The 22,150-nt window shown below is 45.8% G+C and carries 17 protein-coding genes; 2 read left to right on the forward strand and 15 right to left on the reverse strand.

Annotated features, from left to right (window positions below; translation table 11 throughout):
• Window positions 1–6: 6 nt before the first annotated feature.
• The 15 genes from N773_RS0110445 to N773_RS0110510 form a co-directional block, all read right to left on the reverse strand.
• Entirely contained in the window at window positions 7–930 is a 924-nt protein-coding gene (locus N773_RS0110445; protein WP_024857741.1) for a PHP domain-containing protein, read from the reverse strand.
• A 291-nt stretch (window positions 931–1,221) separates the two neighbouring features.
• A complete protein-coding gene (locus tag N773_RS0110450) occupies window positions 1,222–5,736 on the reverse strand; it encodes a hypothetical protein (protein ID WP_024857742.1) in 4,515 nt (1,504 codons plus the stop codon).
• A 250-nt stretch (window positions 5,737–5,986) separates the two neighbouring features.
• Window positions 5,987–6,481 carry a hypothetical protein gene (locus N773_RS0110455; protein ID WP_024857743.1) on the reverse strand — a complete coding sequence of 165 codons (495 nt, stop codon included), beginning with the start codon at window positions 6,479–6,481 and terminating at the stop codon, window positions 5,987–5,989.
• A 104-nt stretch (window positions 6,482–6,585) separates the two neighbouring features.
• Window positions 6,586–7,041: a helix-turn-helix transcriptional regulator gene (locus tag N773_RS0110460; protein WP_024857744.1), complete on the reverse strand. Its 456-nt coding sequence runs from the start codon at window positions 7,039–7,041 to the stop codon at window positions 6,586–6,588.
• The gene (locus N773_RS23285; protein ID WP_278245344.1) at window positions 7,038–7,169 is read right to left on the reverse strand and encodes a hypothetical protein; all 132 of its coding nucleotides are present in this window, start codon (window positions 7,167–7,169) and stop codon (window positions 7,038–7,040) included. Before N773_RS23285 ends, N773_RS0110460 begins: the two co-directional genes overlap by 4 nt.
• 14 nt (window positions 7,170–7,183) lie before the next feature.
• Window positions 7,184–8,017 carry a hypothetical protein gene (locus tag N773_RS0110470; protein WP_024857745.1) on the reverse strand — a complete coding sequence of 278 codons (834 nt, stop codon included), beginning with the start codon at window positions 8,015–8,017 and terminating at the stop codon, window positions 7,184–7,186.
• Window positions 8,018–8,360: 343 nt separating this feature from the next.
• The gene (locus N773_RS0110475) at window positions 8,361–9,521 is read right to left on the reverse strand and encodes a hypothetical protein (protein ID WP_024857746.1); all 1,161 of its coding nucleotides are present in this window, start codon (window positions 9,519–9,521) and stop codon (window positions 8,361–8,363) included.
• A 353-nt stretch (window positions 9,522–9,874) separates the two neighbouring features.
• Window positions 9,875–11,026, reverse strand: a complete 1,152-nt coding sequence (locus N773_RS0110480) for a hypothetical protein (protein WP_024857747.1) — start codon at window positions 11,024–11,026, stop codon at window positions 9,875–9,877.
• A gap of 144 nt (window positions 11,027–11,170) precedes the next feature.
• On the reverse strand, window positions 11,171–13,993 hold the full coding sequence (uvrA, locus tag N773_RS0110485; RefSeq protein ID WP_024857748.1) for an excinuclease ABC subunit UvrA: 2,823 nt from the start codon (window positions 13,991–13,993) through the stop codon (window positions 11,171–11,173).
• A gap of 20 nt (window positions 13,994–14,013) precedes the next feature.
• A complete protein-coding gene (locus tag N773_RS0110490) occupies window positions 14,014–15,891 on the reverse strand; it encodes a hypothetical protein (protein ID WP_024857749.1) in 1,878 nt (625 codons plus the stop codon).
• A gap of 17 nt (window positions 15,892–15,908) precedes the next feature.
• Window positions 15,909–17,879 (reverse strand): excinuclease ABC subunit UvrB, encoded by a 1,971-nt coding sequence (gene uvrB / locus N773_RS0110495; protein ID WP_024857750.1) that lies wholly within the window; start codon window positions 17,877–17,879, stop codon window positions 15,909–15,911.
• Between the two features lies 1 nt (window position 17,880).
• Window positions 17,881–18,066, reverse strand: a complete 186-nt coding sequence (locus N773_RS22610; RefSeq protein ID WP_196231631.1) for a hypothetical protein — start codon at window positions 18,064–18,066, stop codon at window positions 17,881–17,883.
• A 17-nt stretch (window positions 18,067–18,083) separates the two neighbouring features.
• On the reverse strand, window positions 18,084–18,794 hold the full coding sequence (rsmG, locus tag N773_RS0110500; RefSeq protein WP_024857751.1) for a 16S rRNA (guanine(527)-N(7))-methyltransferase RsmG: 711 nt from the start codon (window positions 18,792–18,794) through the stop codon (window positions 18,084–18,086).
• A gap of 60 nt (window positions 18,795–18,854) precedes the next feature.
• Window positions 18,855–19,208 carry a DUF6465 family protein gene (locus N773_RS0110505; RefSeq protein ID WP_024857752.1) on the reverse strand — a complete coding sequence of 118 codons (354 nt, stop codon included), beginning with the start codon at window positions 19,206–19,208 and terminating at the stop codon, window positions 18,855–18,857.
• Window positions 19,209–19,260: 52 nt separating this feature from the next.
• Window positions 19,261–19,539 carry an HU family DNA-binding protein gene (locus tag N773_RS0110510; RefSeq protein ID WP_024857753.1) on the reverse strand — a complete coding sequence of 93 codons (279 nt, stop codon included), beginning with the start codon at window positions 19,537–19,539 and terminating at the stop codon, window positions 19,261–19,263.
• Between the two features lie 514 nt (window positions 19,540–20,053).
• Between N773_RS0110510 and N773_RS0110515 the strand changes: the two genes are divergently transcribed.
• Window positions 20,054–21,295, forward strand: coding sequence for a hypothetical protein (locus tag N773_RS0110515; protein ID WP_024857754.1), 1,242 nt, complete (start codon window positions 20,054–20,056; stop codon window positions 21,293–21,295).
• 144 nt (window positions 21,296–21,439) lie between these two features.
• The gene (locus N773_RS0110520) at window positions 21,440–21,973 is read left to right on the forward strand and encodes a DNA-deoxyinosine glycosylase (RefSeq protein WP_024857755.1); all 534 of its coding nucleotides are present in this window, start codon (window positions 21,440–21,442) and stop codon (window positions 21,971–21,973) included.
• Window positions 21,974–22,150 lie beyond the last annotated feature (177 nt).

A 22,150-nucleotide genomic window follows, 5' to 3' on the forward strand; every position in this document is an offset into this window, starting at 1 on the left:
TTTATGTTATTCTTCCTCAGCCGAAGTTTCCTCGGCAGGAGCGGTATCCTCCTTAGCCTGTATCTCAGAAGCTTCGCCTGCTTTTTTGGCTTTCTTGGCATTCTGGTGTATCAGCCTGAACAGCTTCTCCAGATTTTCCTCATCGGTTGTAAACTTGCCGATATGGGTCATTGTGCTGTTGTAAAGTCCATGGAAATCCGAACCGCCTGTTACTATCAGGTCATGCTCCTCGGCATACTTCTTCAGCGCCCTCTGCTGTGTATCGGTGGCAGATACGTGGAAACACTCTATACCGTCCAGCTTGCCTGCTTCAACAAGTTCTTTCATAAGCTCGATATTGCCGAACATATGAGGGTGAGCCAGCACAGCCACACCCTTTGAAGAGTGTATCAGGTCAAGCACGAAATTTACATCGGGATATTCTCTCGTCACAAGGCACTCGCCCCTCGGGTACGAGAACAGTCTGTCGTTCACCGAACCATAAAACTCGGTAGCATAACCGTAGCTTATCAGTGCACGCATGATGTGTGATTTATATATGCTCTTTGAACCCTTAGTGTATTTCATCACAGCGTCCCTTGGTATCGGGAAGCGCTCCATGACCTTGTTTATCATATCCTTGGCGCACTCGGTTCTTATCTGGCAGGATTTCAGACAAAGTCCCTCCAGTCTGTTTGGCTTTTGGGGGGCATAGCAGAGGATATGCACCTTTTCGTTGCGCTTCTTATCCCATGCGGAAAGCTCCACAGCCTGTATTATTTTAACACCGTAGCGGTCACCCAGTATCTGCGCACGGCTTGATGATGACAATGTATCATGATCGGTTATAGCAAGAAAATCCAATCCCATGCGCTTTGCCTGCGCGATGACTTCTTCTATGCCAAGAGAACCGTCCGAAAGGGTTGTATGACAATGCAGATCGCCTTTCATATCAGTTAACCTCCATATCGTAAAATATGCGTTGTACATAAAAATTCAAATATATACGACCATATTATTATACCATAATTTCAAACATCATGCAAGTATTTTTGAGAAATTACCACAATTCAAACATTTACAACGCCATTATGCACAAAGCCGATATTCTATTTTTGTCAGCACTGCACAGTAAAAAACGCCAATTTATGGATTTTTCCGCAATTTGCGCATTTTAGTAAACAAAAGACGCTCCCGCCGAAACACAGCGGAAGCGCCCTTATCTTTGATATTATCGGGATACTACCATTTCCAGTCAACAAAGAATCTTTCTTCGTTGGGATTCCTTGCCGCACGCTGACGCATATACTCTGTTACCGCAGCGACTGCTATCAGCAGTACGCCCGCAAGCAGGAGGTATGCCCACCATGCCACAGCCGAGAGGAAATCACCCGTGATGTAAAGTGTAAGTCCCAGCAGTGCAGATGCTGATACCAGAAACCAGCGCCTTGTCTTTTTGACAAAGGAGAATATCAGAAGTACCAGCGAAACGCTGAGAACTATCAGTGAATTCGACAGAGACTGGTTCATCAGACCATCCACGATAAGCAACAGGAATGCCGCCATATATACCGTCTGGCTGAACTCGGATGCCACATTCTCGTCATCTGCCCAGATCTTCTTTACAGCCATACCGAAAGCTACGATTATCAGAAGTATCACCTTGGTGGTGGCGGTGCTGTTCTCAAACTGCATAAAGGGTCTTTCGATAAGTGCCAGACCCGCCAGTGCTGCTGCCGCAGTCAGGATAGCCCTCTTAGCCTTTTCGGTCGTTTCGCGTCTCATAAAGTTCGCTGTGAACACCGTCAGTTCAAGCAGTCCGATGAACATTCTCCCCCTTGGTGAGAACATCATGCTTTCATGCAGACAGCACAGCACGCAAAGCAGTATGCCGAAGTGTGCAATGTCTATCTGTGACCTTTCGTGTACTTTCCTTTGTATCCCATCAGGGTACATCAGCTTTGATGCCACCACCAGTACTGCTGTCATGAATATCGAGAACAGTACCACCAGGTCGCCCTCACGCATGGGGTCGTATTCAATTGCACGAGCCCACATCCTTATGCCCATGAACAGCGTCAGCATAGGTATCGCCCCATGGTAATTACTGCGCGAAGTATGTATCGCCGCAAACAGCATCACACTTACAACAGTTACTATCACTGCCGCCGTAGCATCGCGCCTTGTGCTGTACGAAAGCAGCAGCGAGATACCCGAACATATCTCCATCGAGTATTTCATAAGTTCAAATTTGCTGTTATACGGGTCGGCATATCTCAGTGCGAATGCACCCACACACAGAACTCCTGCACATATACCCATGCAAAGAGTGCTGTAATGCAGACCGTATTCCCTGTTGAGATAGCCCGAAAGCATCAGTGCTGTGACCATCTCGGGTACGGACAGGAACATCCTCATGAAGCGAGACTGTACATGGCTATCCGTGAACGCCTGTATCGCCATGAATACCACTGCGACTGCCATTGCAAAAACACCATAGGGCAGTGCCGCACCATAAAGCAGTATCAGTGCCACAATGAACAGTATCGCCGTGTAGAGCATATCTGCCATAGGTGTAAATACTGCGGGTATGATATAGTAAACAGCCAGTGCCGCAGCTATGAACATCGTGAATATGAATGTGATGGTGTATCCGCCGCCCAGCTTATCACCGATAATACAGCTAAGCACGAAGAACAGTACCGGCAGTTCAAGACTTTGCAGCTTTATGAACAGACTGTTCTTGCTCCTTATGCCATGGAATATCATCTCAGCAGGCAGGATAGTCCATACCGCAACAGACATCCAGCTGAAATCAGGGGATTCGACTATAAGCATCAGAATGTAGAACATCATGTATACCATTCTTGTGCCCGCGATAAGAAGCCCCGCTTCAAATCGCTTTTTCTTCAGGAACTCATCAGCAAGTGTTCCCGCTGCAACTACCAGACAGCATATCAGTGCGAATACCGAGAAGTTGTCCGCATAGCGTCCTATCTGCCAGAATGAGTATGTCAGCGCGATCATCTCAAAGGCAAGTATCGTCTGGCTGCGTTTGATTATACCGTAGTACAGCATTTCAATTGCAACTACGATGCCCAAGCCGAAGCACTCCGGACTCCATACACCGAAATCAGCCACCATGTAGTAAACCGCTATAGCCCCGAACATACTGCGCATCAGTACAATAGAACTCATAGCCGTGAATCTCAGCTTGTTCTTCTTCTCCAGCGTGAAGTATGCCATAGTCAGCACCGCCAGGATCGCTGTCACAAACAGTATGAACACATTGTCATTTTCAATGTGAGACCAGCACTCAAGGAGCATGAATATGTTGAGTATATTGTGTATAAACAGCAGTCCTGCGCTCTTTTTGATGATAGCATACACCAGTGTCTCCGCTGCCATGCCGCCCATCAGCACCCATGATACCCAGCTGAATCTTCCATAGGATATAAAATCATAATATACTGTCAGCAAACAGCCAAAACCGATAACTGCCTTTGAACAGTAAACAAACTCCTTAGCCCTGAACAGCACCTTGTCGTAATGAACAAGTATCTTGTAAACGGCAGTGAATACCACGCTTAAACCAAACATCACCAGCGCATAAAGCGTATTGTGATCCATACCGTGTCCGAGATAGCCCGCAGGGATAAGTGCATTGACCATCATTGCGATGAATACAAAACGGAAGAACAGCTCGTGCTGTCTGCGGTAAAGTACGGCATATCCGCTGAGTTCTGCGATGAACAGCAGACAAATAGCCCAGCTGTATCCGTTCCATCTTTCTGCCAGATACATGAATGCATACATGCTCAATATAACTCGCATAACAACGTTGATGAGATCCGCATCGACAAGCAGCTTGTTCCTGCGTCCAATAAGCCTGTACACCAGAGTACCTGCCATACCTGCCCCAAGCAGTATCAGCACCGCGATCTCCTCGCCGTTGTCTATGCGGGATGTGTCGATCTGTGCGACCATCTCATATGCAAGACTGAGAACCGCCGCACACTGAGGTATCAGCAGGATCTGACGCTTGTAGTGAGCCGCCATAACAGCATAATCCACTACCCATATGAGTACCACCGCAAGATGTGCATAACCGTCAAAGCGGTGCATGAACAGTGCAGGCAATCCACCCAGCGCAAAGAAGACGCGCATAACAAAGTGTACCTTATCCGCCTTGAAAATCAGTTTATCCTTCTTTTCAAGATACATATACGCCCAGCTGCCCAATGCCGAAAATACTGTTATCAGCAGAGCAAATTTGAAATAATCATCGGGCATAGTCACGAACAGACTCAGTGCGCCAAACAGGATAAGTCCGCCATGCAGAGCCAGCCATCTCTCGCTCTTTCTGAGTATAGCTCTCCAGAGAACCTCGCCTGTGTATATCAGCCATACTCCCCAGCCCAAGAGCGACCAGCCGAATCCCGCAGAATTGTTCAGGTCTGCTATCAGACAAGGTGCAGCCATCACCGCATAAGTCGCCTTGACCAGCTTGTATGTTACAAAAACAGGTCTTGATATCTCAGCGCCTGCCGACTTTTTGCGATGATATACTATCGAAGTCAGAAGACCCGCAGCAGATATCATCAGCGAGAAAGCCGCGTATTTGTTTTCAAAATAATTTGCGAACTGTGCCAGCACCATCGTGCCCGAAAAAGCCATAGAGATACAAGCCGCATATTCGCAGAAAGGTTTTGAGAATACTTTCATCGCGCCCGCCGAGAAGAACGTCACCAGCAAAGCGCCCATGGCAAGGAACAGCATCATTCCTCCGCCCTCAAAGCCGAACCAGGCTCCGAGCAGCCCGAAGTATCCCATGGTGATGTATGATATCGTCGCGAACACCGAGCCCAGTATGTATACCGCAGCCGCAGTGCCCTCTATCTTCAGTTTCTTATGTGCAAAACCGAACATTGCAAAAAACAGTATAGCCTGTCCCGCAAGCACGCCCACTCTCGTCCAGTCGCTCATCTGTACCCAGAAAGCTCTCGAGAATATTATACCCGCCAGCGCCACAAAGGTTATACCTATACCCGTAAGCACTGCCGCCGAGCTGTACTGCTTCTTCTCACGCTTCGGTCTCTGAACGACCTGAGGTCTTGCCCATTCGGGAAGAGGCTGTCGGTTGTTGTAATCTTCAGCCGACATAGGTACCGCACGCTGTTCGGGAATAGTATGTACAGCCGCCGCAGGTATCTCCTGTGCGGTTCTTTCTTCCGCAGGTCTCTCCTGAACAGGCGCTTCCTGTACAGGATTTTCGATGTTCTCAGCATCGGCTTTCTTTTCAGCATCGTCATGCTTCACAAGGTCAACACCGCTGTGATGATGCTGAGGCTGTATTTCAGCCTGAACAGCCGTCTGTGCAGATGTATTCTCCTGTACCGCAGAAACGTTCTGTGCCGCCGCAGTATTCTGTTCAGCAGTAGTCTGCTGTTGCTGCGGAACATACCCGACAGCTCCCGCATCGTTCTGAACGCCCTTCTGCCCGTAAGTATTGCGTGATTCGTCTTTGAAGAAGGAACCTTCATTCCTCCGCACGGGAGTCATATTATAAAGCGTCCTGCTGTTAATCTCCCTCTCTGTTTTAAGTTCAAACTTCTCTTTCGAGGATATCCTGCCTTCTCTGTACAGCTGATCTATGAAGCGCTCACTTTTTTTGCGTTTCGATGAATAACTGATACACATAGGCAGCAATATGATAGGCGAGAGCACCCATAATATGATAAATAATGCTGTTCCCATAGTTTCACCCCTTTTCCCCTGTTACGGGGAAAGTATTTCAAAATCATTTGTTATTTGTATTATAACATATCGTTAACAAATATTCAAGATGACAGGGCTTTTTCCTGAACTTTTCTGCTATTAAAAGCCCTTACTTTTAATATACGTTTTATCTGCTCTCTTCTTATGGTGTAATTCTGCACAAAGTATCTGTTTTATTTTTGTCCGCTTTTACAGAACCATCGTCACAGCACCGCTTAAATATTCAGAATTAGTAAAAAAACGGTTCTGTGGGCACTATGAAAAGTATGGGCGTCGTGAACACCGCCATAGCTAGTGCTGTCTTTTTCTTCTGAATTTCCGTCAGTGCGGTCTTGGTGAATGCGAAGCGCTTATCCAGTTTGTATATCACGAAGCTCGCAAACGCCATACAGCCGAGGGCTATGCATAGTGCCGCGATATTTGACCAGGGGTTATACATCAACTTATTGTATATATCGAAATCCATTTCATCAAGTGCTAAGCCTATACCAAACATTGCCAGCGCACCGGCTATATCCCCGAGGAATCCGAATATCACCACGCGGATGATGCTCTTTTTCCATACCGTTTTCTTTGATGTCACCCCAAGGTGCCGCAGCGCCAGCAGAAGTACCAGCGTATCTATCCCGAAATTCAGCACCGCCGCCGGGAATACAATCCACGGCATAAAGACCAGCAGCCATATCGGGAATATCATATTGTAAAGCTTTGTATCTTTTTTCATGGTTGTTTTTCTCCTTATATCTGATGTTTTATCTGCTCTCTTTTTATGTTGTAGTTCTGCACAAAGTATCTGTTTTATTTTTGTCCGCTTTTACAGAACAATCGTCACAGTCCACGCTCATATTCCTCAGCCGCTTTCTTCACCTTTTCAAGATGGAACGAGGAATACACGCACCTGTCGCCCGCTGTCAGCAGGCGATAATGCTGTGATATATAATTCTGCTGTATCTTCCATTTATCGGTGGTCTCTATCTGCCTCCACCATACCTTGCCGCCATGAGTCTGACGAAAGTTGATAGTTGTATCATCGAAAGCCAGCGCCTTTACAAGGTCGCTCATCTCTCCGCCGAAAGCGTTCTGCAAAACACTGCTGTCCGAGAATATCACCGCCAGCGCCGCCGAACCCGTCCACCCCAGCAGAGTTCTTCCTTTTTCTATCTCCACAAGAGTTTTCTTCGATATCCCCAGACAATGCGCCATTTTATCCTGATTAAGTTCAAACTCCGTCCTCACCAGTTTAAGATTTCGGCTCATCATACTGATGAATTCATCACGATTCATTTTATCACCTCTCTCCGGATCAAGTTTGTATTATTGTTTGCAACATCTTCATCAATAAAAGCTAATTGCTCTAAAATGCACAGTTCCTCATCTGTCAAATCATAAACTGATAGATTTTCATTACTCATATATTATCCTCCTATTAGTCATTAATGTGTAGCTCCAAAAGATTTGTGCTATCTTCATCGAACGATATTTTATAATCTGAAACCAAAAAATAATCGGTATAATAATCACTGCAATTAGCATTTGTTAATTTCGCGATATCAACATCTTTAACAGTAGTTATTCTGATAGTTCCAACTAATTCTTTCTCAATAGAGTAATCAAGCAAGCTTTGTGAAAAAGCTTCACATTTATCTTTATCACATATCTCCGAAGAAATAAACACTACCGTGCTAATACCCAGCTTAAAATCAAAAGTATCCGTGTTATCAAAATTAATTTCACCAAGCTGATTATCATTTACATTATGAGCAAACACCTTTACCTTATCAGACCCAAAATAATCACGTGCATAATCATCATACATTTTTTCAATGTGCATCAATATCTCGTAATCCCCGTAATTATCGGAAAATTCTCCGTTTTTTACACGCACAGAAACTATGCTTCTGCTGTCGTTCCTGTCAGCACCTTCGGGCATTACAATGAGTTCTTCTTTCTGCCCGAACCCTGCACGGTAATAACCCGCATATTCAAACTCAATGCCGTACTTATCCACCAGATATCGGTGCATCATTCCCATGCGGTAAATCGAATCCCGCTGCCCAATTTTAAGCTCATTGTAATCCGTCGGAAGACCTTTTGATTTCAGCACGTTTATCTGCCAGTCATCAAGCTGGGCAGGGTCATCGAGTTCATAATCTGCCGCCATGTAGTGCTTCGGCGCTTTTTCCGTATTTTTCCCGCACCCCGCCGCACAAACAGCCAGCACCGCCGCGGTCATTATTGCAAGCAGTTTTTTGAGTATCATCAAAACTCCCCCAAATAGTATCTTTTTGCTTCTATGGTGTAATTTTACACTATATTATCCATTTTGTCAATACTTATGCAAAATTTTCTCTAAACTTTCACATAACTCTTTTTGCTGTCACAAATGCTTATATCGATTTTTGTGCATAAATACGTCTGTATGCGATAGCATCTTTCGGGCACTCATTTTCAAACAAATGTTCCATGTGGAACATTTGTTTTGTCAGCATATACTTACATACAAAAAGCGGTCACATGATTTCGCACACCCGCGAAATATGTGACCGCCCGCTTATATTGTTTAATTTGAAATTTGATCTTGTGTATTACGTACCTCGTATTTCTTAACGCAGTACAAGTTCAGGTTGCGGATCCTGACCTGTCTTTCCTGTTGCAGGATCCTTTGTCTGAACCATAAAATCTGTCCAGAATACATATTTATCAGATGGCATCTTGCTCACATATACGATCATACCCTCATAATTGAATTTCAACTTATCGTTGATAAGCTTGTCACAGCCGGTGAGAGATGCTTTCATGTCTATCTTCAGACCATCCTTTGAGGCAGCCTGAAAATCGTCGTTTTCAAGTAGGCTCTGATAATCGAGACCTTCAGCTTTCAGATAATCCTCCACACTCTCATGTACATTCCTAGCCGCTAAATCAAGATTAGATTCGCTGTAATTCTTGTTGTATAAAGGCGCATCCAGATCAAGTTTGCCCCATTCAGCAGTACCGTCTGTGGGGTGCGGATACTGACCTACTTTTCCCGTCCTGTTATCCTTTGCCTGAACAAAGTAAGTATCCTCGCCGTCAATTTCCGTCCTGCCAACGTAAACGCTTATATTGCCGCGTGAAAACATCGATGCTAAGGCATTTATCTCCCTGTCGGTTTCAGATCTGTATTTATAGTTGAATCCCGTCTTCATGCCGTCCTTGGAATTTAAATTCGCAAATACCCCATTTTTGAAACACTCATCGAATGAGACACCCTTGGCTTTGTAATCATTGAGAATTTGGTCAATACCATTATAGCAGGCAAATGCAGTTTTGTTCAGATCTTTGACAGAGTTTGATTTGTCAAGATCCGAGTAGACTGTTATCCCCACGGGAACATTGGAACTATTGCCGGGATCCGTCATGGTAAAGCTGAACGATACACATTCATTCGGGGCAACAGAACCATTGGTGCCGTCATCCTTGATTATGCGGAACATCCAATAGTCGGGACTGAATAGCTTGCCATTCTTCACGCTTTCTATATCACCATAGTTTACAAACCTTACTGCCCAGTTGTTTATTTTCTTCTTGGTGGTGTTTTTAAGCGTTACCTTAACGGTGCTTTTGCCGTCCTTAACGGAAAGCACTTCGTACTTTGCCATATAGCCTGCGCCTTTATAAGCCTTATAGTCGCCCGCTTTAAGTTCAGCCGATGCGGTGAGTGAAAGTCCGCAGGCAAGTGTCAGTGCAGTTGCACCTGACATGATCTTCTTGAAAATATTCATTTTTAACCCTCCTGTATTTTGTGAGCATTATCATTTAAATCTCACGCCTATGATTATATCACAGCTCGGATTCGCTGTCAATATTATTTTGACCAATAGCTTTATTTCGTGTCGTCACTGAGAACTTTATTGTACAGTTAAGCAACTTATTACAGATGATACGCTGTCTTGTCTGATCTTGGTTTTCTCAGCATATACTCGCATACAAAAACAGTGGGCAGTCACATCCCGCATCCCCGCGAGATCATGTGACCGCCCGCTTTATTCTTTACTTTAAGTTTTGGCTTTGTGCCTTATGCTGATGGTTCAGCCGACAGATCAGCTGTTTCACACTTATGATATGTCAGTTTATGTCAAATAGAACCCAGCCAAAGACTAGTCTCGCCTGTTTTTGGATCTTTTGTTTGAACAGAAAATATAAACTTATCATCAGATGGTATCTCGCCCACATTTACGATCATGCCCTCAAAATCGAATTTCAGCCTATCGTTGATAACCTTGTCCAAGCCATCGTAAGATGCCTTCATGTCTATTTTCAGACCTTCCTCTGAGGTAGCTTGGGAACTGCCGTGTTCAAAGATTCTCTGATAGTCCTGACCTTCGGACATCAGTTCATAAAGATAATCCTGCACACATTCAGTCGCTGCCTTAGCCGCCGCACTAAGTTGAAAATCTTTATAATTTACTTGTAATGGCGCATTCAGGTCAAATGTGCCCCATTCGGCAGTGCCGTCTGTTGGGTGCGGGAACTGACCCACCTTACCTGTCTTGTTATCCCTTACCTGCACAAAGCAGCTATCCTCGTCGTCGATCTCCGTTCTGCCAACGTATACGCTTATATCTCCGCGGGCATACTGCGATGCTGCCATATTTATTGCAGAATCGCCCTTTGCTTTGTATTTGTAATTGAATCCGGTCTTCATGCCGTCTTTTGAATTTGAATTCTCGAACAGCCCGAATCCAAAACAAGTATCAACTGTGCAGGCAGCATTTATGTAACCACCAATACAGTACATGGCAGAATGATAACATTCCCTTGCTGCTGTGTTAAGTTCATCGACGGTGTTGGATTTGTTGATATCCGAGTAGACCCTTATCCTCTCGGGAAGTTCACTACAATTTTCCCAATCCAGCATGGTAAAGCTGAACGAAACACACTGGTTCGGAGCAACAGTACCGTTAGTACCGCAGTCCCTTATCACGTTGTTATACTTTTCTCCCGGAGTGAACAGCCTGCCGTACTTTACGTCCTCGATTATACCTAAGAAGCTGCGGTCAAACCCCACTGCCCAGTGGTTTATCGTTTTCTTGCTTGTGTTTTTCAGTGTTACCTTAACGGTGGTCTTGCCGTCCTTAACAGAAAGCACTTCGTACTTTGCCATATAACCTGTGCCCTTGTAAGCCTTTGAATCGCCTTCTTTAAGTTCAGCCGATGCGGTGAGTGAAAGTCCGCAGGCAAGTGCCAGAGCAGTTACGCCGGAAATAATTTTCTTGAAACTTTTCATTTTTAACCCTCCTGTATCTTGTGAGCATTATCATTTAAATCTCACGCCTATGATTATATCACAGCTCATATTTTCTGTCAATAATATTTGGTAAAAACCTTGTTTAGTTCTTTTGCCGGGAAATTTATTGTACAATTACTTCGTTTACAGCATCTTCTTCAGATACATTCCCGTATAGCTCTCCTCACAAGCCGCTATCTCCTCGGGTGTGCCTGTACATACCACTGTACCGCCCTTGTCACCGCCCTCGGGACCAAGGTCGATTATGTGGTCGGCTGTCTTTATAACATCAAGATTGTGCTCTATCACAAGCACAGTATTTCCCGCATCGGCAAGCCTTTGCAGAACTTCTATCAGCTTGTGAACGTCCGCTGTATGCAGACCTGTTGTCGGCTCATCGAGGATATATATGGTGCGTCCTGTGGCACGCTTTGCAAGCTCAGTCGCAAGTTTAACACGCTGTGCTTCACCGCCCGAAAGCGTTGTCGCAGGCTGACCTATCTTCACATATCCCAGACCTACTTCGTAAAGGGTCTGCAATTTGCGCTGTATTTTCGGCATATTCGTGAAGAACTGCACGCCTTCCTCCACTGTCATTTCCAGTACATCGTATATACTCTTACCCTTGTATTTTACTTCCAGAGTTTCGCGGTTATACCGCTTTCCTCCGCACACCTCGCAAGGCACGTACACATCGGGCAGGAAGTGCATCTCTATCTTGATTATGCCGTCGCCCTCGCAGGCTTCGCATCGTCCGCCCTTTACGTTGAAAGAAAATCTTCCCGAATTGTAGCCTTTCATCTTAGCGTCCTGTGTCTGGGCGAAAAGTTCACGGATATCGGTAAAAACGCCTGTATAGGTCGCGGGGTTCGATCTCGGTGTTCTGCCTATTGGGGACTGGTCGATATTTATTACTTTATCGAGATGGGATACGCCCTCCATTTTATCGAACTCTCCCGCCCTGACTTTCGCGCGGTTAAGTTTTGCAGAAAGGTATTTGTTGATGATCTCGTTCACCAGCGAACTCTTTCCGCTGCCCGATACACCCGTAACACAGGTGAAAGTTCCCAGCGGTATCTTAACGTCTATATTTTTCAGATTGTTCTGCCTTGCGCCCTTTACCGTCAGGAATTTACCGTTGCCCTTGCGCCTTTCTGTCGGTACGGGTATCTTTCTTCTTCCGCTGAGGTACTGCCCTGTTATCGAGCGTTCACTGGCTTTGATATCTTCCACCGTACCCTGCGCCACGACTTCACCGCCGTGTATGCCCGCTCCCGGACCTATATCGACTATATGGTCAGCGGCATACATGGTATCCTCGTCATGCTCGACCACTATCAGCGTGTTGCCAAGGTCGCGCAGACGTTTCAGCGTAGCTATCAGCTTATCGTTGTCCCTCTGGTGCAGACCTATGGATGGTTCATCAAGGATATAAAGCACTCCCACCAGTGATGAACCTATCTGCGTAGCAAGCCTTATTCTCTGGCTCTCGCCGCCCGAAAGCGTACCCGCAGAACGGGACAGTGTCAGGTATTCAAGACCCACGCTGGCAAGGAATCCCAGTCTGTCCTTTATCTCCTTGATTATCCTCTCGCCTATCAGCTTTTCGCGCTCGGTAAGCTCAACGCTGTCCAGAAATCCCAGCACTGACACAACAGACTTATCGCAAAGCTCCGCAATATTCAGCCCGCCCACAGTCACGCTAAGGCTCTCGGGACGAAGTCTTCTGCCCTTGCAGGCAGGGCAGACTTCCTCGGTCATATTCGATTCGATATCAGCCTTTGACCAATCGCTGTTCGATTCCTTGTAACGTCTTTCCAGATTGGGGATTATTCCCTCAAAAGCTGAATCATACTCCGCTTTATAGAACTTGCTGCCGCGTGAAAGATGAAGTTTGTGGTCGCCTGTACCATACAGGAACAAACCAAGCTGTTCCTCTGTCAGTTCGCTGACGGGCTTATCCAGCGGCACGCCGTATTCCTCGGATATCGCCCTGAAATACATATTGGCTATTGAGCTATCATCAGAAACATTCCAGCCGCTTGCCTTGATAGCACCCTCGGATATGGATAGATTCTTGTTCGGCACTATCAGGTCGGGGTCTATCTTTTTGAAAACTCCCAGGCCCGTACACTTCTCACAGGCACCGTAGGGATTGTTGAACGAGAACATTCTGGGTGCAAGCTCCCCTATGGACACTCCGTGTTCGGGGCAGGCATAGCTCTGCGAGAACGTCATTTCCTCGCCGCCGATAACATCAGCCGTCACAAGTCCGCCCGTCAGCGCGGACACAGTTTCGATACTATCTGTAAGTCTCGATTTTACGCTCTCCTTGATAACAAGCCTGTCCACTACTATCTCGATGGTGTGCTTCTTGTTTTTCTCAAGCTCTATATTCTCCGAAAGGTCATAGGTGATGCCGTCCACCCTCACACGTACATAGCCGGACTTCCTAGCCTGCTCGAATTCCTTCTGGTGAGTACCCTTTCTTCCCCGCACTATGGGAGCAAGAAGCTGTATCTTGGTACCCTCTTCCAGTGCCATCAGCTGATCGACTATCTGATCGACTGTCTGCTGTTTTATCTCCCGTCCGCACACAGGACAGTGGGGCACACCTATCCTTGCGTACAAAAGTCGCAGATAATCGTATATCTCCGTAACCGTACCCACAGTTGAACGGGGGTTCTTGGAGGTAGTCTTCTGATCGATGGATATCGCAGGTGAAAGCCCCTCGATGCTGTCAACATCGGGCTTGTCCATCTGCCCCAGGAACATTCTCGCATATGAGGACAGAGATTCCACATATCTCCTCTGACCGTCTGCATATATCGTATCAAAAGCCAGTGAACTCTTACCCGAACCCGAAAGCCCCGTCATAACGATAAGCTTATCTCGCGGTATGGTAAGATCCACGTTTTTAAGGTTATGCTCTCTCGCACCCTTTATGATTATTTCGTTAATGGGCATTTTATCAACTCCGTTTGGTTTCAGCTGTTAAGCTGTATAACTGCATAATATTGGTTCTGTATGTTTATGGAATAGAGGACTTCTGCTTTATCGGTATCAGTGATATCCTCAAGGTGGTCATCAGCAAAGATCATATCTTCCCTGTATTTGTCCTCAACAGCACTTCCTGCACTTGTTTTCCATAAATCTGTGTTCTCTTCAAAAAAATTCCTGTCATTGTCGATGATCTTTTTGTACCACTCACCGTTCTTGCTGAAAGCTTCTACAGGCGCTATTACCATATCTACCTGTCTGCCATCGGTATTTCTGCCGAAACTCTCCTTATCCATGACATATGTGATAAATATTCCGTCAGCCTTTCTAAGGTACGCGGGAAAACACTGGGTATACCATATATTACCCGTACCATTGCTCGCAAGCAGCAAAACATTCCTGCCTGCGGTATCCTCTGCAAGGTCAGTATAGCTAGAGGTATGTTTATACAGATATGGCGCCTGCTCATTTATGTTTATCACGCAGATAAGTGCCGCCGCCATGATAAGCACTGCTATCTCTCCGACCCTTTTAGGGATATCCCTCAGAACTGCATAAACCACACCGACTACCGTCAGGCATACCAGAGGCATCACCACGAAGAGATATCTAACGCCTGCCTGACCCATCTCCTTGATATCGCTTATCACGGGAAGCATCAGTACAAAAGCGATGTTAGCTACAAGAAATGCAATGAATGTTCCGTCGATCGTTTTGATATCAGCCGGTATCTTCTTCGGAAGACCCTTTATCCATGCAGCTGTTCCACCTGCAAACTTCCTGAACCAGACTTCTTTGCGGAACAGGAAACACAGCGGTACACATATAACTGTAAGCACTGCAAGAACAGCTATAACGTAATATATAGTCGCTGACTTGTATATCGAAAACTCCTTGCCGACTGTATGCTTGAAAAGCAGATCGAGAACGTGTATAAGTCTTGTTCTGTAAGTACCCTCGTATTCTTTTCCGTTACCCATATTCTTATAAAGAAAAACGTGCTTTATCACGTAAGGATAAGCCGCACAGAATGCACCCAGTGCAGCTGTCATTGAAAGCCCGTAGATAAACATCTGCTTCACTTTTTTACGCGCAAGCATATACAGGCAGACTACCGCGGTGAAGATCCCGCAGATTATCGCCATGGTGTAATTCGTGAAAAACAGCAGGAACGCTGTCACTGCCATGGGCGGAGCATATTTTTTAAGGTCGAAGCCTTTCTCCTTATCAAAACTCTTAAAAAGCTTAGCGCTGAAATAGTAGTACATGGTTATTAACATAGTCATGAAGCAGTACTGCCTCAAAAACAGCACAGTGGAAAGCGCCCCTGTGCCTGCACCGTAAAGCAGACAGACTGTCAGGGCTAAGGTATCCTTATCTGTGTACAGCTTTGTCAGTTTAAACAGGAATATCTGTATGAATACCATGCTGACAAGGTTTATGGAAAAAGCATACCACAAAGAAAACTTTCCAGGGAAGAACGAGCATATAGTGTGAAGTATCGCATAATAAAGCGGAGGGTGATGATCCAGAACCTGATTGTGGTACACCGAGTCATAAGTGAAGCGTTCGTCTTCCTGAACCGTAACATAATCGTTCATCACTTTGCCGTCTATCCACTTGTTAGTTATGTCCGAGCCCTCATAACCGCCGTCGTATTCATCCTGATATATTCCGTCAGGCAGGTATATGAATGGTCTGTAATAACTGTTTGATAGTCCATAGCTCCATACCTCATCTGAGTGTGTACCCTGTTTTTCATATGCGAACACATAGCATGAATATATCAGCTGGATAATTATCATCACGGCGAGTACTATATGCGCCCTGTGCTTTTTAAGAAAACTCTTTTCGTCTTTATCCATCGCTAAACCTCCATGGATCACTTCTTCTCCCCCTTAAGCTCAGCTATCCTGTCACGCAGGAATGCTGCGTGCTCAAATTCAAGAAGCTTCGCAGCTTCTTTCATCTCGCGGGTCAGCTTGTCTATAAGCTTCTGCTGTTCTGCCTTTGAAAGCTTCACAGCCTGTCTTGCAGAATACTCCGCTTCTTCCTTGGTGGATATCTCTATGACATCTCTTATATCCTTGACTATGGTCTTGGGAACTATGCCGTGTTCCTCATTGTATTTTTCCTGTATAGCACGTCGTCTTTCCGTTTCGCGGATAGCCTTCTCCATAGAGCGCGTCACGCTGTCGGCGTACATTATGACCATACCCTCGGAGTTTCTTGCGGCTCTGCCTATGGTCTGGATAAGCGAACTCTCAGAACGCAGGAAACCTTCTTTGTCAGCATCGAGTATCGCCACCAAAGAAACCTCGGGCAGATCGAGACCCTCTCTCAGCAGGTTGATGCCCACCAGCACATCGAATTCACCAAGGCGAAGATCGCGTATTATCTCCATACGTTCAATTGTATCTATATCGTGGTGCATATAGCGCACCTTAACATCAAAGCCCTTGAGATAAGCGGTGAGGTCTTCAGCCATCTTTTTCGTAAGAGTCGTTACAAGAACGCGCTGTTTCTTGTCGATGCGCTTGTTTATCTCGCTGAGTAGATCTTCTATCTGTCCATCGGAGGGTCTTACGGATATCAGCGGGTCAAGAAGTCCCGTAGGTCTAATTACCTGTTCGACTATCTGTGCGCTCTTTTCCTTTTCGATATCTCCCGGAGTAGCAGATACGAATATCGCCTGATTTATACGCTCGTAGAACTCATCGAAACGCAAAGGACGGTTATCCATGGCAGAGGGCAGACGGAAACCGTAATCAACAAGAGTCTGCTTACGCGCCCTGTCTCCTGCGAACATACCCCTTACCTGTGGAAGTGATACATGGGATTCATCCACCATCAGCAGGAAATCATCGGGCATGAAGTCAAAGAGAGTAAAAGGCACAGCCCCCGGCGAGCGCCTTGCAAGCACTCTCGAATAGTTCTCGATACCGCTGCAAAAGCCTATTTCTTCCAGCATCTCCATATCGTAGTTGGTCCTCTGCTGTATGCGCTGTGCTTCTATCAGCATACCTCTGTCCTCGAAGTATTTTACACGCTCTGCAAGTTCTTCCTTTATCTCATCTATCGCGTCCAGCATCTTCTCACGTCCGACGATATAATGCGACGCAGGGAAAACAGCAGCGTGTTCAAGGTGAGAAAGCACCTCGCCTGTCAACACGTTCACTTCGCTGATACGGTCTATCTCATCACCGAAAAATTCCACCCTCAGCGCTTTGTCGGTGGAGTCTGCGGGAAATATCTCCACTACGTCACCCCTTACACGGAACTTGTTTCTGACAAAATTTATATCGTTGCGTTCATACTGTATCTTCACAAGCTGGGCGATAAGCTCATCACGGGATTTTTCAGCACCCCTGCGTATGCTTACCACCATGGACTTATACTCCGAGGGGTCGCCCAGTGAATATATGCAGGAAACGCTGGCAACTATGATGACATCGCGTCTTTCGGTTATGGCTGTGGTGGCGGAATGACGCAGTTTGTCTATCTCGTCATTTATCGAGCTGTCCTTTTCAATGTACACATCTGTACTCGGCACATAAGCTTCAGGCTGATAGTAGTCATAGTAGCTGACAAAGTACTCCACCGCGTTGTTGGGAAAGAATTCCTTGAACTCCGAACACAGCTGTGCCGCTAGTATCTTGTTATGTGCAAGCACCAGTGTGGGACGGTTCAGCCTTTCTATCACATTAGCCATGGTAAAGGTCTTGCCTGAACCCGTAACGCCCAGAAGCGTCTGTTCTTTCATGCCCGATTCTACGCCCCTTACAAGAGCGTCCACAGCTTCGGGCTGGTCACCCGAGAGCTTATAATCCGATACCAGCTGAAATCTATCCATTTTAGCCCGACCTCCCTGCCGAAAAATCACTGAAATAATATGCGAACAATCGTTTACTATTATACATCGTAAGGCGGTCTGTGTCAAGAGATTTTTCGTTAATTATCGGCATTTCCAAAGACTTCATACCTGCCGAAAACAAAAGGAGACAGCCGCACCCGATGGTACAGCTGTCCTTAGCATACATTTATCAAATCTGAAAAATCAAACCAATGGCTTCTTTTTCATCTGTCCCGCATTTCTTGGGAATTTTGCCGGGGTAGGTTCCAGTTTCCTTATAAGGATAAGAGTTCTGCCGTCACCGCCGGGGAGGGTGTATTCCACCACTTTCTCGGTCTTGCCACCCAGAAGCTTTATTGCAGGCTTCGCCTTTTCCAGTTCTTCACTGCCGCTGCTTCCTTTGAGAGATACGAACAGTCCCCCGACCTTTACAAAAGGCAGACAGTACTCGCACAGGTCGGTCAAATTAGCCACCGCCCTTGCAGTTGCGATATCGAATTGCTCTCTGTACTCAGCTTTTTTGCCGAACTCCTCAGCCCTGCCGTGAACACACTCCGCGTTCAATGCTATCGTATCTGAGAGAGACTGCAAAAAATTCACCCTCTTATTAAGGCTGTCAAGCAGTGTCAGCCTGATATCATCACGACAGACTTTAAGCGGACATGACGGAAAACCCGCGCCTGTGCCCACATCTATCAGCTTTGCGCCATCGGGCAGGTCAAAAAGCGTAAATGGGAATATGCTGTCAAAAAAGTGCTTTACCGCTATGCCCTCATCATCGGTAATAGCAGTAAGATTCACCATCTTGTTGTACTCCACCAGCATATCCGCGTACTTTTCAAGTCTTGCAGACTGTTCTTCTGTCAGCGCGATGCCGTTATCTTCAAATATATCCTTATATGCAGAAATTACCATAAAATACCTCAACGAAAAAACGACCGCTCCGCGCAGGGAGCGGTCAGATAATAACAAAAATTACAGATCGATCTTCTGATCAGCGTCGCCCTTGTCATTTACAGTATAGTAAGCAACGCCCTCCTCAGGCTTGATATAAAGCTTTACAGCCTTGGGAGCTCTGTGACCCTTAGCCTTGTAGTCAGCCTTTGCAGCCTCAACAAGTACAGCTATATCCAGCTGCTTATCAGCGAATTCCACGAAAACAACGTCTTTCTCAGTAGCTTTCTCAACAGCAGCCTTGGTCTTCGCAGCAGCTTTAGTTGCAGTCTTTTTTGCCTTTGCGGCAGTTTCTTTTGCGGCAGCCTTGGTCTTGGCAGCAGTCTCCTTAGCGACCTCCTTGACCTCAGCGGCAACCTTTTTAGTGTTTGCCATTGTGATTATTCTCCTTTTTGAAATTCAATATATGCTTGCGCTATGCAGAAAATTACTTCTTGTCAACAGCGTCCTTCAGAGCCTTTGCAGCCTTGAATGCAGGTACCTTCTTAGCGGGTACATCGATGGGCTGCTTGGTTGCAGGGTTGATAGACTTCTTAGCAGCGCGGTCTCTAACCTCAAATGTTCCAAAACCGGGGATCGCTACCTTTTCGCCCTTCTCCAGAGCCTCTGTGATAGTGCTTATAACAGCGTCAAGAGCTGCCTCAGCGTTCTTCTTGGTGCTGCCGTTCTTTTCAGCGATTGCAGCAAGCAGTTCAGCCTTTTTCATGAATTACTACCTCCATTTTAGAATTTAGTTGCCAGTCAGTTGAAAATAAACCCTCGCGTCGTTTTTACGACCCGTTTGATTTTATGTTGATATTATAACCCATATCACCGTCTTTGTCAATTAAAAACGCCGTATTTAAGCGTTTTAAGCCTAATCTTTGTAGCCTTGACTAAATTTTGGCACATAGTTTGTGCAGTATTTTGTGTTTATTCACACAACGTTTAACAAAATCATCTCGTGCCCTATTTTCTGGGGATATATCTGTTTACAGCGAATTGATCCTTGTACAGAATATACAAATAATATGTCTGATTTTTTACGTTACGACTTTTCCTTTGGATATTGCGAATAATTTACATATATGTTATAATTTATTACAGAGAAACGCATTAGTGCTCACATATATAAGGTCTGTTTGGAAAGCTATTACGCTGACCTTGTTTCCAGTTCATAATGAGTACGACACCGATCAAAAAACGGTTAATATTATTATAAATATGTGGAGGTAAAAATAATGGCTCAGACATCTACACAGGTGGTATGCCCAAACTGCGGCGGTACTATGCAGTTCGACCCGACAGCGGGCAAGCTTAAATGCATATTCTGTGATTCACTGTTTACTCAGGAGGAAGCAGAAGCTTTCTTCAACCAGCAGAACGAGGAAGAAGAAATAAAGGAATCAGGCAGCGACTGGGGCGACCTGGCTGAAAACATGAGGGCATACAGCTGCAACACCTGCGGTGCGGAGATAATCTGCGACCAGAACACCGCGGCGACAAAGTGTCCCTACTGCGATAATACGACAGTCATAGAAGCCCAGTTCTCAGGTGCTATAAAGCCCGATTTCGTTATACCGTTCTCTTTCACAAAAGAACAGGCAATGGAGAAATACAAGGGATACTATGAAAAGCGCAAGCTGATACCCAAGGACTTCCTCACAGGCAGTAAGGTCGAAGAGATACAGGGCGTATACGTGCCTTTCTGGCTGTATGACGGTTCAGTAAATATAGATGCCGAATTTGAAGCCGCAGACAAGACCGAAACGGACAAAGAGATAATACGCAAGATATACAAGGCTGACCGCCGCGGCACTATAAATTTCGAGAACGTCCCTGCGGATGCTTCAAAGCGTATGCCCGATGATATCATGGATTCTGTTGAACCTTTCACTTTTGCCGATCTCAAGCCTTTCTCCATGACCTATATGCCGGGTTTTCTGGCTGAACGTTTCGACGTTGAAGGCGATGACGACCTGCAAAGAGCTGAAAAGCGCGTTGTAAACTCCGCAAAACAGAAGACCAAGGATACGGTAAAGCACGATGAAGTCACCGAAAAGCGTGGCGATTACAAGGTCAACTACACCAAAAAGAAGTACGCGATGCTCCCCATCTGGTATCTTACCACATCATGGCAGGGCAAGCAGTGGAACTTCGCCATGAACGGTCAGACAGGCAAATTCACAGGAGACCTCCCCATAGATAACACCAAGCTTGGGCTTATCACAGGCGGTTCGGCGATAGCTACGGGAGTTATACTGTACCTCATCATGAAATCGCTCCTTGTGCCCGTCGTTTCCGCCCTGATAGTAGCACTGGTCGTATGCTTCTCGCTGAAAGGCAGTATGCGCCCCGTACACAACGCTACTCAGGCAAACGAGTATATGGATAAAAATGTAAAACTGGTACTGTCAAACGATACCTACCTGCGCACTGAACGCAAGCAGAAACAGCAGAACAATTCGTCTTCGGGCGGATAGTATATCTTCACCATAAAAAAGCCGCATCAGCCTCACCAAAGGCAATGCGGCTTTTTTACACCGCTTACGGTTGAAAAAATACGCACACTGTGATATCATATACTATATTCCAAAAACATTAATTTACGATATGAGGTGCCATACATGGGCGAATATACACATATAATACACAGCTTTGAACCTGTCTTCAATAAAAACAGCCGCGTGCTGATACTTGGCAGTCTGCCCTCGGTAAAATCCCGGGAATATGGATTTTACTACGGACATCCCCGCAACAGGTTCTGGAAAGTTACGGCGGCGGTGATTGGGAAGCCTGTGCCTGTTACGATCGAGGAAAAGAAAGCTTTTCTTTTGGATTCCCACATCGCGGTATGGGACGTTATTGCAGAATGTGATATTATCGGGTCATCGGACGCAAGTATAAAAAATGTGCGGGCAGCAGATATATCGGTGATAACTGACCTTTGTCCCGATATCGCTGTATTTACCAACGGCGGAACGGCTTCCTCACTGTATGACAGACATATCCTGCCGAATTCAGATCGACCCGCAGTGCGTCTGCCCTCAACAAGCCCTGCGAATGCGACGTGGAGTACCGAACGACTTGCAGAGGAATGGAAAAGACTGATCTCTCCTTATCTTTTCCAAAATACGGAAAATAATTTCACCAATATGTAAACCATTTATAAGCATAATTATGTTGATATCTACACATATCGGTATAAAATCCGATTTCCGCGTAAAATAGCCTTTTTCGACCTTGACAGCGTATATAAAAAGTGTTATACTGAAAGTTGGTCATTTTGATAAATCTTTTACAATAAACCAGAGACAACATTAACAGTACGGAGGTAA

It is taken from the genome of Ruminococcus albus AD2013 (genome assembly GCF_000526775.1).
Classification (GTDB): Bacteria; Bacillota; Clostridia; order Oscillospirales; family Ruminococcaceae; genus Hominimerdicola; species Hominimerdicola alba_A.

What these genes read in the sequence shown, in the direction of transcription:
- N773_RS0110445 (WP_024857741.1), bottom strand. Translation starts at nt 930, where the DNA reads ATGAAAGGCGATCTGCATTGTCATACAACCCTTTCGGACGGTTCTCTT.
- N773_RS0110450 (WP_024857742.1), bottom strand. Translation starts at nt 5,736, where the DNA reads ATGGGAACAGCATTATTTATCATATTATGGGTGCTCTCGCCTATCATA.
- N773_RS0110455 (WP_024857743.1), bottom strand. Translation starts at nt 6,481, where the DNA reads ATGAAAAAAGATACAAAGCTTTACAATATGATATTCCCGATATGGCTG.
- N773_RS0110460 (WP_024857744.1), bottom strand. Translation starts at nt 7,041, where the DNA reads ATGAATCGTGATGAATTCATCAGTATGATGAGCCGAAATCTTAAACTG.
- N773_RS23285 (WP_278245344.1), bottom strand. Translation starts at nt 7,169, where the DNA reads ATGAGTAATGAAAATCTATCAGTTTATGATTTGACAGATGAGGAACTG.
- N773_RS0110470 (WP_024857745.1), bottom strand. Translation starts at nt 8,017, where the DNA reads ATGATACTCAAAAAACTGCTTGCAATAATGACCGCGGCGGTGCTGGCT.
- N773_RS0110475 (WP_024857746.1), bottom strand. Translation starts at nt 9,521, where the DNA reads ATGAATATTTTCAAGAAGATCATGTCAGGTGCAACTGCACTGACACTT.
- N773_RS0110480 (WP_024857747.1), bottom strand. Translation starts at nt 11,026, where the DNA reads ATGAAAAGTTTCAAGAAAATTATTTCCGGCGTAACTGCTCTGGCACTT.
- uvrA (WP_024857748.1), bottom strand. Translation starts at nt 13,993, where the DNA reads ATGCCCATTAACGAAATAATCATAAAGGGTGCGAGAGAGCATAACCTT.
- N773_RS0110490 (WP_024857749.1), bottom strand. Translation starts at nt 15,891, where the DNA reads ATGGATAAAGACGAAAAGAGTTTTCTTAAAAAGCACAGGGCGCATATA.
- uvrB (WP_024857750.1), bottom strand. Translation starts at nt 17,879, where the DNA reads ATGGATAGATTTCAGCTGGTATCGGATTATAAGCTCTCGGGTGACCAG.
- N773_RS22610 (WP_196231631.1), bottom strand. Translation starts at nt 18,066, where the DNA reads ATGTATGCTAAGGACAGCTGTACCATCGGGTGCGGCTGTCTCCTTTTG.
- rsmG (WP_024857751.1), bottom strand. Translation starts at nt 18,794, where the DNA reads ATGGTAATTTCTGCATATAAGGATATATTTGAAGATAACGGCATCGCG.
- N773_RS0110505 (WP_024857752.1), bottom strand. Translation starts at nt 19,208, where the DNA reads ATGGCAAACACTAAAAAGGTTGCCGCTGAGGTCAAGGAGGTCGCTAAG.
- N773_RS0110510 (WP_024857753.1), bottom strand. Translation starts at nt 19,539, where the DNA reads ATGAAAAAGGCTGAACTGCTTGCTGCAATCGCTGAAAAGAACGGCAGC.
- N773_RS0110515 (WP_024857754.1), top strand. Translation starts at nt 20,054, where the DNA reads ATGGCTCAGACATCTACACAGGTGGTATGCCCAAACTGCGGCGGTACT.
- N773_RS0110520 (WP_024857755.1), top strand. Translation starts at nt 21,440, where the DNA reads ATGGGCGAATATACACATATAATACACAGCTTTGAACCTGTCTTCAAT.